Source organism: Glaciecola sp. KUL10, from assembly GCF_003203515.1.
Classification (GTDB): Bacteria; Pseudomonadota; Gammaproteobacteria; order Enterobacterales; family Alteromonadaceae; genus Glaciecola.
Genome location: NZ_BGNG01000001.1, coordinates 820,726 through 834,809, shown reverse-complemented (window position 1 = coordinate 834,809; position 14,084 = coordinate 820,726). Strand labels below are relative to the sequence as shown.

At 41.3% G+C, this 14,084-nt stretch carries 11 protein-coding genes and 2 tRNA genes; 6 read left to right on the top strand and 7 right to left on the bottom strand.

The annotated features are described in order from the left end of the window. Nucleotides 1-4: 4 nt before the first annotated feature. The 4 genes from rsxB to KUL10_RS03710 form a co-directional block, all read right to left on the bottom strand. Nucleotides 5-574: an electron transport complex subunit RsxB gene (rsxB, locus tag KUL10_RS03725; RefSeq protein ID WP_110427520.1), complete on the bottom strand. Its 570-nt coding sequence runs from the start codon at nucleotides 572-574 to the stop codon at nucleotides 5-7. Beyond that, the gene (gene rsxA, locus KUL10_RS03720) at nucleotides 575-1,153 is read right to left on the bottom strand and encodes an electron transport complex subunit RsxA (protein ID WP_110427519.1); all 579 of its coding nucleotides are present in this window, start codon (nucleotides 1,151-1,153) and stop codon (nucleotides 575-577) included. A gap of 215 nt (nucleotides 1,154-1,368) precedes the next feature. Next, nucleotides 1,369-1,445 (bottom strand) — tRNA-Asn (locus tag KUL10_RS03715). Nucleotides 1,446-1,466: 21 nt separating this feature from the next. Further along, a tRNA-Asn gene (locus KUL10_RS03710) sits at nucleotides 1,467-1,543 on the bottom strand. Nucleotides 1,544-2,428: 885 nt separating this feature from the next. Between KUL10_RS03710 and KUL10_RS03700 the strand changes: the two genes are divergently transcribed. From KUL10_RS03700 to KUL10_RS03690, 3 genes are all read left to right on the top strand, one after another. Next, on the top strand, nucleotides 2,429-3,781 hold the full coding sequence (locus KUL10_RS03700; RefSeq protein WP_110427616.1) for an MATE family efflux transporter: 1,353 nt from the start codon (nucleotides 2,429-2,431) through the stop codon (nucleotides 3,779-3,781). Between the two features lie 3 nt (nucleotides 3,782-3,784). Further along, complete coding sequence (gene uvrB / locus KUL10_RS03695) at nucleotides 3,785-5,800, top strand: excinuclease ABC subunit UvrB (protein WP_110427517.1); 2,016 nt, start codon at nucleotides 3,785-3,787, stop codon at nucleotides 5,798-5,800. A 161-nt stretch (nucleotides 5,801-5,961) separates the two neighbouring features. Then, on the top strand, nucleotides 5,962-6,891 hold the full coding sequence (locus KUL10_RS03690) for a LysR family transcriptional regulator (RefSeq protein WP_110427516.1): 930 nt from the start codon (nucleotides 5,962-5,964) through the stop codon (nucleotides 6,889-6,891). A 33-nt stretch (nucleotides 6,892-6,924) separates the two neighbouring features. Here the strand turns inward: KUL10_RS03690 and queC are convergent, their stop codons facing one another. Beyond that, nucleotides 6,925-7,590 carry a 7-cyano-7-deazaguanine synthase QueC gene (queC, locus tag KUL10_RS03685; RefSeq protein ID WP_110427515.1) on the bottom strand — a complete coding sequence of 222 codons (666 nt, stop codon included), beginning with the start codon at nucleotides 7,588-7,590 and terminating at the stop codon, nucleotides 6,925-6,927. Nucleotides 7,591-7,686: 96 nt separating this feature from the next. On the opposite strand from queC, the gene queE reads away from it, so the two are divergent. Together queE and KUL10_RS03675 are read left to right on the top strand one after the other, a co-directional pair. Continuing rightward, a complete protein-coding gene (gene queE / locus KUL10_RS03680) occupies nucleotides 7,687-8,361 on the top strand; it encodes a 7-carboxy-7-deazaguanine synthase QueE (protein ID WP_110427514.1) in 675 nt (224 codons plus the stop codon). Between the two features lie 49 nt (nucleotides 8,362-8,410). Next, nucleotides 8,411-9,286 carry an amino acid ABC transporter substrate-binding protein gene (locus KUL10_RS03675; protein ID WP_110427513.1) on the top strand — a complete coding sequence of 292 codons (876 nt, stop codon included), beginning with the start codon at nucleotides 8,411-8,413 and terminating at the stop codon, nucleotides 9,284-9,286. Nucleotides 9,287-9,419: 133 nt separating this feature from the next. Here KUL10_RS03675 and asnB read toward each other — a convergent pair whose 3' ends face one another. Both asnB and KUL10_RS03665 read right to left on the bottom strand, forming a co-directional pair. Beyond that, nucleotides 9,420-11,096 (bottom strand): asparagine synthase B, encoded by a 1,677-nt coding sequence (asnB, locus tag KUL10_RS03670; RefSeq protein ID WP_110427512.1) that lies wholly within the window; start codon nucleotides 11,094-11,096, stop codon nucleotides 9,420-9,422. A 270-nt stretch (nucleotides 11,097-11,366) separates the two neighbouring features. Continuing rightward, nucleotides 11,367-13,019, bottom strand: coding sequence for a M28 family metallopeptidase (locus KUL10_RS03665; RefSeq protein WP_110427511.1), 1,653 nt, complete (start codon nucleotides 13,017-13,019; stop codon nucleotides 11,367-11,369). A 184-nt stretch (nucleotides 13,020-13,203) separates the two neighbouring features. On the opposite strand from KUL10_RS03665, the gene KUL10_RS03660 reads away from it, so the two are divergent. Then, on the top strand, nucleotides 13,204-13,986 hold the full coding sequence (locus KUL10_RS03660) for a DUF3025 domain-containing protein (RefSeq protein WP_158525304.1): 783 nt from the start codon (nucleotides 13,204-13,206) through the stop codon (nucleotides 13,984-13,986). Nucleotides 13,987-14,084 lie beyond the last annotated feature (98 nt).

Here is a 14,084-nt window from a genome sequence, read left to right as displayed (position 1 = left end):
CCGCCTAGGAAACTTGCTTTATCGGAATGTCGCCGATTTTTGCTGTGTTAAAATCCCATTGCCAATGCGCACTGTCTTGATGTAAGGGGATCATATCAATGCAATCTACAGGGCAGGGGTCTACACACAAATCACAACCGGTACACTCATCAATGATGACAGTGTGCATTTGCTTTGCTGCCCCTATAATTGCATCTACAGGGCACGCTTGGATGCATTTAGTGCAACCTATACACTCATCTTCTCGGATAAATGCGACCTTTTTAACATCTTCGGTGCCATGCGCATCATCTAAAGGTTTTGCTTCAACACCCATTAGTTCGGCCAGCTCTTTTATAGTTGCCTCACCACCCGGTGGGCATTTATTTATTTCGTCGCCATTGGCGATTGCTTCAGCGTAGGGTTTACATCCTGGGTAACCACATTGACCACACTGAGTTTGTGGTAGAATGGCATCAATTTGCTCAACCAAAGGGTCGCCTTCGACTTTGAACTTAACTGCAACCCAGCCGAGCAGGCTGCCAAAGATGAGGGCAAGTACAACGATTGCGAGTAGTGCGCCAATTTCAAACATCTATTTTATTAACCCTGAGAATCCCATAAACGCAAGTGACATCAGTCCAGCGGTTATCATAGCAATTGAAGCGCCTTTGAAGGCAACAGGTACGTCGGCTGCTGCAAGGCGTTCACGCATGGATGAAAATAAAATTAAGGCAAGTGAAAATCCTACCGCAGCGCCAAAACCATATACGATCGATTCGATTAGGTTGTGTTGCTCGGTGATATTGAGCAAGGCAACCCCTAAAACAGCGCAGTTGGTGGTAATTAGCGGTAAGAATATACCCAACAAACGATACAGGGTAGGGCTAGTTTTATGTACAACCATTTCGGTAAATTGAACAACTACTGCGATAACAAGAATAAAACTAAGTGTACGCAAATACTCAATGCCAAGCGGGGCTAAGATATAGGTTTCGACTAGGTAGCTAGACATTGAGGCTATGGTCAATACAAAAGTCGTTGCCATTGACATACCCATCGCGGTTTCTAATTTTCCAGAAACACCCATAAAGGGGCACAACCCAAGGAATTGGATCAATACAAAATTATTCACCAGCACTGTACTAACTAATAGTAAAACAATTTCTATCATTTATAAGGCCACATAAAGAGTATGAATATGCTTGAACTCAGCACGATACGTCGATTTCATAGAAGACCGAAACGCGGGTTTGTCTCTACAAATACTATTACGGTTTTATTACGTAGATTATCGCTTTTATGAGCACAATTAACAACAATGAAAGTAGTGTGGTTTTTAGTTTACTTGTAAATTTTCGTTTGAACTAACAAAGAGATGGGATAATTTGGCTCCCCCTCCCCGACTCGAACGGGGGACCTGCGGATTAACAGTCCGTCGCTCTAACCAACTGAGCTAAGGGGGAACAAATCATTGCAGTTGTAGTTGGCTCCCCCTCCCCGACTCGAACGGGGGACCTGCGGATTAACAGTCCGTCGCTCTAACCAACTGAGCTAAGGGGGACCTGACATACAACGGATGCGCATAATAAAGAGGTGTAGCGGTGCTGTCAACAAAGAAGTGCGTGTTTTTCTCGCATTTAACTGACTGCTTAATATGTGTGCAGGCAGCAAATCAGTGGAGTCGCAGTTTTATCTAAGTTTGAGGTTCTTAGTGATAACTAAGTTATTAATAAAATTGAATTTTTACAATTTAGACTAAAAGTTATGTGACTTGCGATCGTTTTAAATAACTGTTTATTAATAAAACTCACATATAGAGTTTAAAAAGTTATTAAAAAACCTTTGACTGCTGTATATAAAAACAGTTTTTAATAAAACTGTAACCTGAACTTTGATACACAAGGTTAGTGTTTGCTAACGTCTAAATTATGCAAATGGTTTGTAAATAGCGTCATTATTAGGTCGCAACCACTTATCCACTGCATCTGTGGATAAGTGTGTGGAAGAAAATTAATTTCGTGTTGGATATTAGCTTGCCAAAAATGTCAATGATTTAGTTTGAAAAAATTAGAATAAAATAAAAGCTATATAAATCATTGGTATACAAAATCAACCTGATTTCACTCATTAAAGATAACTTTGGTGAATGGTTAACCAATTTGCCTGTGTGTTATTTTGGGGCATTGCACAAAAATAAACACTTGTGACAAATTTTTGACGTAAATTTAACGATTTATTTAAATTTAAAGTGCGCAAAAATTTGGCTTGAAGCAGTGTATAATATGCAATAACGTGTGGTCTTTTTAGACGAAACAGCATATTTATAATCAAATAAGAATTTAAAGCTGGTTTATTCCGCTTTTCTATGAAAAATTCTCCATAACACTGCTCAATATACAAGTTAGGAAGTAAATATTTAGTGTCTTCAAAAACAAACAAACACGATATGCTCAAGGGAGACATTAAACAAACCCTTATCTCTATGACGGTGCCTATGATTTTAGGCATGATTATGTTGATGACATTTAGTTTAGTAGATACTTTTTTTGTCAGTATGTTAGGAACCGAAGAATTAGCCGCTTTGAGTTTTACGTTTCCTGTCACATTTACTGTGATTAGTTTAAACATTGGACTCGGTATTGGCACATCTGCAATTATTGGTCGATATCTAGGAAGCGGTGAGAGTGAGCATGCTAAAGCACTTGCTACGGGTGCTCTAATGTTATCAGCTTTATTGGTTGGCATTCTTGCGCTTGTTGGTATTAATAGCATTGAGCTTATTTTCGGTTGGATGGGAGCTACACCTGAACTGATGGTACATATCAAAGCTTATATGGTTCCTTGGTTTCTCGCTGGCGTATTTTTGGCTTTACCTATGGTGGGGAACAGTGTACTTCGTGCCTCAGGAGATACAAAAACACCGAGTATTATAATGGCGGCGGGTGGGGCAATAAATGCTGTCTTAGACCCTATACTTATTTTCGGGTGGGGACCTATACCTGCGATGGGAATTCAAGGCGCAGCGATAGCAACCGCTGTCGCATGGGGCGTCGGTGTGATATGGATTCTTTATTTATTAGCGGTACGGCGCAAGTTAATGGAGCCACGATTGCTAAGCATTAAAGAGTTCACACAGGCTGCTTCTGGTGTATTGAAAATAGGTTTGCCGGCTGCAGGAGCAAATATGCTCACTCCTATAGCTGGTGGCGTGATGACGGCTATCGTTGCTACTTACGGCGCAGAGGCGGTAGCTGCATGGGGAGTGGGCAATCGACTTGAGTCTATCGCGAGTATTATTGTTCTTTCATTGTCTATGTCTTTACCACCGTTTATTAGTCAAAACTTCGGTGCTAATAATTATGAACGAATTGAACAGGCCTTTGACTTGAGTGCCAAATTTGTCCTTGTGTGGCAACTCGGGGTTTTTGTGGTCATGGCGATATTGGCAAAGCCAATTGCCAACGTTTTCGCTCAGGAGCAAAGCGTAATTAGAGACATTACTTTATTCCTTTACATCTTGCCATTGGGATATGGATTACAAGGGATAATTATTCTCAGTAATTCTTCTTTTAATGCTATGCACAAACCCATGGCAGCTTTGATGTTAAGTATTTTGCGGTTGTTTGTGTTTTATGTGCCTATTGGGTATCTGGGCAGCCATTTTTATGGGCTACTTGGGCTATTCTGGGGGTGTGTGATTGCTAATGTAGTGACCGCGTTGGTTTCATACACTTGGATTAAACAATCTATCAGGCAGCAAGCTCAGATTAATGCGCGTTACTCTAAGGAGAGCATTTAAAAAATGCAAAGAAGTTTTGATTTAGTTTCAAAGTACGAACCTGCAGGTGACCAACCCAACGCAATAGCAGCTTTGGTAGACGGCCTTGAATGCGGGTTAGCTAAACAAACGCTGCTAGGCGTGACAGGTTCAGGTAAAACCTTCACGATGGCCAATATAATATCAAGTGTACAAAGGCCTACTCTAATCCTCGCGCACAATAAAACGCTTGCCGCTCAACTTTATGGCGAAATGAAAGAGTTTTTTCCCAATAACGCTGTTGAGTACTTCGTTTCCTATTATGATTATTATCAACCAGAAGCATATGTGCCGAGTACAGACACTTTCATTGAGAAAGACTCCTCGATTAATGATCATATCGAACAAATGCGTTTGTCAGCGACTAAAGCACTGATGGAAAGAAGGGACGTCGTCATCATTGCTTCGGTTTCTGCTATTTATGGCTTAGGTGACCCTCAAAGCTATATGAAAATGCTTTTGCATTTGCGACAGGGTGATATTATCAATCAACGAGATATTCTGCGACGTTTGGCAGAGCTTCAATATAAGCGAAACGATTTGGCTTTTGAACGCGGTAGTTTTCGGGTACGTGGAGATGTTATTGATATTTTCCCTGCTGATTCCGAGAAACAAGCTGTTCGTGTGGAGTTATTCGACGAAGAAATAGAAGCTATAAGCCTGTTTGATCCACTCACAGGTGCGGTGGACAAAAAAGTAGCCCGCACAACGGTATTTCCAAAGACTCACTACGTGACACCTCGAGAGAAGATTGTAGCAGCGGTTGAACGCATTAAAGAAGAGTTGAAGGATAGGCAAAAGAACTTAAAAGAAAACAATAAATTAATTGAAGAACAACGTATTTCTCAGCGTACTCAGTTTGATATAGAAATGATGTTAGAGCTCGGATATTGTTCTGGTATAGAAAACTATTCTCGATATCTTTCTGGTAGAGCTCCCGGAGAGCCACCACCGACACTTTTGGATTACTTCCCTGCTGACGGGCTTTTATTCATCGATGAATCACATGTAACGGTTTCTCAAGTAGGCGCGATGTACAAGGGAGACCGTTCTCGCAAAGAAACACTTGTTGAGTTTGGCTTTAGACTGCCGTCTGCACTGGATAATAGACCGTTAAAGTTTGATGAGTTTGAGCACATATCACCACAAACAATTTATGTATCTGCGACGCCCGGTGATTATGAGCTAGAAAAATCCAGTGGTGAAATCGTCGAACAGGTAGTAAGGCCCACTGGCTTGATAGACCCTACTATTGAGATTCGGCCTGTAGCCACTCAAGTTGACGACGTCTTGTCTGAAATCCATAAGCGAGTAGCCGTTGATGAGAGGGTGCTAATTACTACTTTGACTAAACGAATGGCTGAAGATTTGAGTGAATACTTAAATGAACACGGTGTCAAAGTGCGCTACCTCCACTCCGATATCGATACGGTTGAGAGGATCGAGATTATTAGAGACCTTCGTCTCGGTAAGTTTGATGTTTTAGTCGGGATTAACTTGTTAAGAGAAGGTTTAGACATGCCTGAGGTGTCATTGGTCGCAATATTGGACGCTGACAAAGAAGGTTTTTTAAGGGCGGAGAAATCACTTATACAAACAATTGGTCGCGCAGCGCGTCACATTAATGGTAAAGCAATCTTGTACGCTGACAAAATCACTAAATCTATGAAAAAAGCGATGGACGAGACCGACCGGCGTCGAAACAAGCAGATCGAGCACAATCAAAAACACGGAATAACGCCTCAAAAACTTAATAAACCAATCACCGATATAATGGATTTAGGCGATACAAACCATCCGGCATCAGGCAAGGTTAAGCTTCGAAAAGTCGCTGAGAAAGAAAAGACATACAAAGCGATGACGGTGACGCAAATGATGTCAAAAGTAGCAGAGTTAGAAAAACAAATGTTTGAGTATGCGAAAGACTTAGAGTTTGAAAAAGCAGCTGCAACACGTGATGAAGTTGAAAAACTAAGAGCAGAGATAGTCAAAATTTCCTAGTAGTTTGAGCTTAGTTAGCGGCATAAATATATGCTTTTTGCGACATTTATGCCGTTTTTGTAAGCAGAAGACATTTTTTCCGCCTATTTGGTTGTAAATCTTAAAGCCTTTCCATACCATTGCCGATGAGTATACATGGCAATACCTAAGTAGGTGATGATATGTTAAATAGACTTCAAGAATCGGATATTAAGCTTTTACGCGTGTTTTATGCTGTTGCATCATGTAACGGTTTTACCGCGGCTGAACCCGTTTTGCGTATGCAACGCCCCAATATAAGTGCGGCGATTAAAAAGCTCGAAGAGCGCTTAGACTTGGTTTTGTGTCATAGAGGGCGAGGTGGCTTTCAAATGACCAAAGAAGGAGAAGTTGTTTTTCAAGAAACAAAACGTATATTCAATGCATTCGATAACTTCGTCTTTAACCTCAAAAGCCTTCATGATGACTATTCTGGTCACATTACTATCGTTTTAATGTCAGGGCTTGCGACTTCGATGCAACTAGCAGTAAGTAAAGCTGTCAAAAGCACAATGAAGAAATTTGATGACATTCACGTAAACATCCAAACGAGATTGTATAACGAAGTGGAGCATGTTGCGTTGTCAGGCGAGTGCCATTTAGTCCTGTCCACTTATGACATGGTAAAACCTGAATCTGTTATGTTTCACCCGATTGGGGTTAAAGTTGAAGGGCGCTTATATTGTGCACCTACACATAAACTCGCCAAATATCGTGAAGCGGAAGCATTACCGGACGATATCAATATTGGAGACTACCCAGCAATTGGCATTTCAGGATTATCATCTTCTAATTATATTAGCAATGAAAAGCGCCTTGCGATTCAAACATTCTCTGACTCCTATGATGTATGTATGGCAGCAGTAATGACAGGCGAGTACATCGGTTTGCTGCCGGATTACATCGCAAAAGAGCAAGGTGCTGCAACTGGTTTGGTTCCGTTGTGTAAAGGGTCGATGTTTCCGTTTTCTCACGAATTATTTGTGATGAACGGTAAAAACACACGACTTAACCCCGTTCTAAGGCATTGTATTAAAGAGTTAGAGTACTTTATTGCAGAAAGCCAAAAGTAAGATGCTCAGGTTTATCAAGAGAATAACGACCTGCTATTCATAAGCTAGCGGGTCTTTAATGCCATTTTTTTCGAAAGCTTCTAAGCGTTCTTGGCACGCTCCACATTTTCCGCAAGCCTTTTCACGGCCGTTATAGCAGGTCCAAGTGTCGGCATAGTCCAAGTCCATCGCTAAGCCGTCTGCTAGAATTTCAATTTTATCGCTTTGTAAATAAGGAGCTCGAACCTCAACTGCCTGATAATTGGCAATTTTGCAGACTTCATTCATTGCATCTACAAACTCAGTACGGCAATCAGGATAGATGGCGTGATCGCCAGAGTGAGCGCCAAAGTAAACAGCCTCTGCTTCAACAGATACAGCATAACCCACTGCAAGTGAAAGCATGATCATGTTTCTATTGGGAACAACCGTTTGTTGCATACTCTGTTCTTCGTAGTGACCCTCTGGAACGTCAATATCATCGGTTAAAGCAGAACCAAGGATAAGTTGATTGATTGCACTGATATCAACGATTTTATGTGGGATGTTTAATTTTTCCGTTACACGCTTGGCAAACTCCAGTTCTTTGCTGTGTCTTTGACCATAATTAAAAGACGTTGCGTGCACTTCATATCCTTGTTGAAGGGCTTTATTGAGCACCGTAAATGAATCCATGCCCCCAGAATAAATCACCACTACTTTTTTACCCAAAAGTCTCATCTCCACAGTTGTTTTGCATCTTGATTGAAAAAGGGTGATGATTTTAGCTCAAGCCTGTTAAAATCCCAATGTTAATTATTATAAAGAGGTCCAGCATTGCAGGCACTAAAAGTAAATGAAGTTTTTCAATCGGTTCAAGGTGAAGGCGCTTATACCGGTGTTCCCTCGATATTTGTAAGGCTGCAAGGGTGCCCGGTGGGATGCCCATGGTGTGATACTCAGCACACATGGGCAATTGACTTGGCTCATGAAAAGTCTGTACAAGAAGTAATGAAGCAGGATGAGGAGACGCAAGATTGGTTTGCTTCAGATGCCGAGGCATTGTTTAGACTGTTTGATAATTGTGGATATACCGCAAAACATATCGTTATAACGGGCGGCGAGCCTTGTATGTACGACTTGAATGAGCTTACTAACCTTGCTCACGAAAAAGGGTTTAGTACGCAAATAGAAACCAGCGGTACCTTTGAAGCTCGCTGTCATGAAAGCGCATGGGTAACGCTTTCTCCCAAAATAAATATGCCCGGGAAGTTTGAAATCTTAGACAAGGTATTGTTTAGAGCAAACGAAATTAAACATCCAATTGCTATGCAAAAACACGTAGACGAACTGGATGAACTTTTAACCCGTTACACTCACCAACCACACCCTTTGATATATTTACAACCGATTAGTCAGCAAAAACGAGCGACCGATCTAGCAGTTTCTGTTTGCATAGCACGCAATTGGCGTTTATCTTTACAAACACACAAGTTTATTGGTGTTGAGTAAGCTTCACACTAAACATTGATAGCTTTTTATCGCAATAATTGGATTTTCCATGTTCAGATATGTCTTGCTGGTCAGTATCATCATTGTTAGTTTTCCCTTATATGCAGCTACTTGGCATATTACTTATCCAAAGGCTGAATTTGAAGGAGATAAACGTGCGGACTATCCACGTGATTTATTAGAATTAGCGCTAAGTAAAACTAACGTGCGATATGTCATTACTCCATCAGAGGGGTATTTAAGGCAAAGCAAAGCAATAAGAAAGCTCAAAGAAAACATTGAAATCAATGTTGTTTGGAGTATGACAGACAGACAACGTGAAGCAGAAATGACGCCAATTCGCGTGCCTATCGCTAAAGGTCTCATTGGCTGGCGTATGCTAGTTACTCCCAAAAACTCAGCTTTTTATCGCCAAGAAATCACAAACTTTGTTGACCTATTGTCATTTATTCCTGTCCAAGGCATAGATTGGCCGGATACTAAAGTGCTCCAGGCAAGCGGGTTTAATGTTGCTACTTCACAGGATATGCTGGAAGGGTATGAGTTAGTAAAACGAAACGAGGTCGACTTTTTTCCTCGCTCAGTGATCGAAGTTCTGCAAGAACTCGCGGCTGAGCAACAAGGTTCAGGGTTAGCCTTCAAACCGAAACTCGTCATTCGCTACCCAAGTGCTATGTACTTTTTTGTGAATAAACGAAACAAAACCTTAGCTAAGGTCATTGAAACAGGACTCAATAGAGCGATAGATGATGGTAGTTTCGATGAGCTTTTTTTAAAGTATCACGGAGAAATGATCAAGCATTTTGACTTGGAACAAGCGCGTGTTTTTCAAATTGAAAACCCATTATTGCCGTTTCAAACCCCGATTTTTGATGAGCGCCTTTGGTATGATCCAGTTTCCAATACCCTAGACACTTTAAAATAAGTGTCTTGATGAAAGTACGTTAGTTACCTAGAGCTTACACCTCGATCATAACGCGACGATATAATACATTGAGCAAAAAAAGGCCGCATCAATCCAGTATGCGACCATTTATCACGATAAAACTCAAAATGTTTTAATCTTTAAATTCACCGGTATGCACGCTTGCCATCGAGCGGCCTGATGGGTCGGCTGCTTCTTTAAAGCTAGCATCCCACTCTAACGCTTCAACAGTACTACACGCGATGGACTTACCACCAGGTACACACTTGGCTGCACTCTCTTGTGGGAAGTAGTCTTCAAAAATAGTGCGATAGAAGTAACCTTCTTTAGTATCTGGTGTGTTTACCGGGAATCTAAATTCAGCATTGGCCAGTTGTTGATCAGTGACATTTGCATCAACATAGTCTCTGATTGAATCAATCCACGAATAACCTACGCCGTCGCCAAACTGTTCTTTTTGACGCCATAACACTTCTGCCGGTAGATATGTTTCATCGTCAAATGCTTTGCGAAGAATCCATTTTTCCATTCGTCCGTCAACGCACATTTTGTCTTGAGGATTAAGGCGCATTGCCACATCCATGAAATTCTTATCTAAGAACGGTACGCGCGCTTCGACACCCCAAGCAGATGTCGCTTTGTTGGCTCTCGCACAATCAAACATATGAAGTCGGTCAAGTTTACGCACGGTTTCTTCGTGTAACTCTTTAGCATTTGGTGCTTTATGGAAGTACAAGTAACCGCCGAATATCTCATCTGAACCTTCGCCAGACAATACCATTTTAATGCCCATTGCTTTGATTTTGCGCGTCATCAAATACATTGGCGTGGCAGCACGAATAGTCGTAGTGTCAAAGGTCTCAAGATGATAAATCACGTCTCTTATCGCATCTAAACCTTCTTGAATGGTAAAGTGAATTTCGTGATGCACTGTGCCAATCATGTCTGCTACTTTTTTAGCGGCTAGCAAGTCTGGCGCGCCTTCTAGACCGACAGCAAAAGAGTGCAGGCGAGGCCACCAAGCATCACTTTGGTCTTCGTCTTCTACGCGTTTAGCGACATATTGCGCAGCGACAGCAGAAACTAAAGAGGAATCTAGACCACCTGACAATAAAACTGCGTAAGGTACGTCAGACATCAAATGAGATTTAACGGCCTTTTCAAATGCTTCTTTTAAGTCTTCAAGGCTGGTTTCGTTGTCTTTAACTGCATCGTAAGACATCCAGTCGCGCTCGTAGTATTTTACAAGCTTGCCATCTGAACTATGCAGATAGTGTCCTGGCGGGAACTCTTGAACTGTTTTACAAACTGGGACTAAGGCTTTCATTTCAGACGCGACATAAAAATTACCAAACTCATCAAAGCCTGTGTAAAGCGGAATAATGCCAATGTGGTCACGTGCAATTAAGTATGAGTTTGTTGCTTGGTCATATAAGACAAAGGCAAACATGCCTTCAAGTTCATCTATGAAGTTCACGCCTTTTTGTTGATACAAGGGTAAAATAACTTCGCAGTCAGACTTAGTTGCAAAACCGTATTCTGTCGACAAGTTTTTAGCGAGTTCTTTGTGGTTGTATATTTCACCATTAACCGCTAGAACTTGATTTCCATTATCGCTGATCAAAGGTTGTGCACCTGTGTCAACGTCAACGATCGCAAGGCGTTCGTGACATAGAATTGCGTTATCATTATTCCAAATGCCCGACCAGTCAGGGCCGCGATGGCGTAATAACTTAGAAAGTTCTAGAGCTTGGGTACGTAGCTCCGATACGTCTGTTTTGATATCTAAGATACCGAAAATACCACACATAGGATAATTCGCCTTTTTATTTGTAGGTGACTGTTACTGGTTTTTCATGTCGTCTTGCCATTAGTTTTTGGTTTATTAGCACTCAAAAAACTAAAGTGAGGTAGGTGAATTGAACTGCGGATTACGCTCTCATTTCTTATTATTTTGTTTTTAATTATTTCCCTAAAACCTGCCCCATGAATGTGCCATTTTGAGAATAAAAAGCAAGCCTTTTCTAAAAGAAAGGCGCATTTTAATGCGCCTTTTTAGTATATCTTATTTAATTACTATTTATTTGCGCTGAAATTCGCTACTTGCATTCCATTGTGGCCATGTTTCGCTGTTTGCGATGTCATATCCAACATGGAAGAGCAACTGTGTGTCTTCTTCAATGCCGCCAAAATCCCAACTTTCTCTAAACTGGTCACATACTTGATGGTAGCAGCCCGTGACGATGACGTTAGTCCGTTTGCGATAAGCGGCAGTTTCTTCGTCAATTGGCTCAGCGCCGCCTTTGGCATACAACGCAGGTACGCCTAGTTTGGCAAAACTAAAATGATCAGAACGATAATAATAACCGGCTTCAGGTCTGTCTTCTTGAGTCAGTACGCGACCTTGTTTGTCTGCAGCTACTTTTAGGTAGTCTTCTAACTCTGACTTGCCCATACCGATAACAGACACATCTTTTGTCCTACCTAAAACGTTCATTGCATCCATATTGATGTTGGCAACGGTCTTGTCTAAGGCAATAATCGGGTTTTCTGCGTAGTATTTTGAGCCAAGTAAGCCTTGCTCTTCAGCAGTAACAATCAGCATGCTCACTGAGCGTTTGGGCGTTTTGTCTAATTTAGCAAATGCTTCAGCCATCACAAGACTTGCGGCGGTGCCTGTCGCATTGTCATGCGCGCCATTGTAAATCTGGTCGCCTTCTTTGCTTTCGTCTTTACCTAAGTGATCCCAATGAGCAGTATAAATGATGTGCTCATCTGGTTTTTCAGATCCCGGCAAAGTGGCAAACACGTTATAACTCTTAGACTTTTCAATCTCGTTATTAACGGTCACTGAAGCAGTCAATGGCACTTCAACCGAATAACTGCCTTGTGCCGCATAGTCTTTATGTTCTTGGAAACTCATACCCGCATCACTGAATATTTTTTCAGCCGCCGCCAAGCTTATCCAACCTTCAACTGCAACTCTGGATGCACCTTGATCTGGCGATACCAAACCATACTGGGGGCCGCTCCAGCTATTGGCAACAACAGACCATCCATATGAAGCTGGGGCTGTTTCGTGAACGATGAATACCGCTTCTGCGCCCTGGCGACTAGCTTCTTCATATTTATAGCTCCAACGACCGTAGTAAGTCATTGTTGCGCCTTGGAACAAGTCAGTATTTTGGTTTTCAAAACCCGGATCATTAACTAAGACGATTACTGTTTTGCCTTTAACATCAATGCCTTCGTAATCATTCCATTCATACTCAGGCGCATTAACGCCATAGCCCAAGAACACGATAGGTGAATCCGTTAAAGATATGCTCGCTTGTTCCCGTTTTGAGCTTGCCACCATGTCTTCTTTGTATGCAAATTCGTTATCACCCATTTTCAGGGTCATGTTTTCATCCGCGGTAATTTGCATTAGGTCAACTTGTTGAAAAAAGCTATCGCCATTCCCCGGTTTAAAACCTGCTTTTGTCAATTCTGTCGTCAAGTAATCTAATGTTTTTTCTTCACCAATGGTGGTGGGTAAACGCCCTTCAAACTCATCTGATGCAAGGACTTTTGTATGCGCTTTTAGCGTCTCGCTGCTAATCTGCGAATACACTTGTTCGAAGTTGCTTGCACTTGTTTCTTCTTTGACTTCGGGGTTAGAGCAAGCGGCAAGCACTAAGGCGGCAGCGCTTAACGGCAATAGTCGTTTAAAAGAACGATGTGGTTCGTTCATGTAAATACCTCATTTTTGTTATCGTTATCTATTGGGTACGCGAGCAAGCTCGTTCAAAGCCGTGCGCAAATCACGTCTACAGTATAGAGAATTGTGGTTCAATGACAAGCCATGTAAAATGCGGCCTCTTTAAGGTTTGTTTAAGATTCAATAGAGGTAAAACGCAAAGATGAATCAGGATTTAATGGTCAGATCAATTAATACCGAGCCGTTAAAATCAGTATTTGAGTCATTTGCTTTGGCGAATAAAGATATTGAGCAAGGTCTTTGCTTAAGCGCTAAAGAAATCATACGGTTAATGAAATTTACAACTGAATACTTACCGTCTGCTCAATCAAATTTTGATGACGATTCAAGATATTACGAACAAATCATATTTGAAGATAAACAAATACCGACGCGAGACGACAGTTGGCATGACTTTTTTAATGCATTGATATGGTCTGATTTTCCAACGTGTAAAGCATACCTTAATCACTTGCACATGGTCGATATTAAAGCCCACGGCGTGCATCCACGCACAAAGCTTCGAAACAAAATTACGCTATTGGACGAGTGTGGCGTCATCGTCTTAACTACCAATAAAGAGCTTAAACACGCTTTTGAACAACAAAACTGGCAAGCCATATTTTTAAATCCTCGTGTTAGTTGGTTTGAAAATACGATGCCATATATGTTTGGACATGCGATATACGAATCCTTGCTCCAGCCCTTTATTGGCCTAACAGGTAAAGCCATGATAATAGAAGTAGCGTCTATCGAGACGATTAATAAGTGCAAAGATAAACACTATTTAGACGCGTTAGTTTTAGAGTATCTGCAACAAAGTTCAGTGTTTGAAAAGGCTAAACCATTCTTCCCACTGCCTATTTTAGGTGTCCCAACTTGGTATTCGGAGAGTCAAGATGCTGAGTTTTACGCCAATACTGATTATTTTATGCCGAAGCGAAAAGCTAAATATGATTGAAGTAATTTAAAGGGGAACAACAAGCAACTTTTTTGCTGATTGGTCTTTAGTTATTGGGCAACAAAAAGAAACGAACAATAAAGAACGACAATCATATG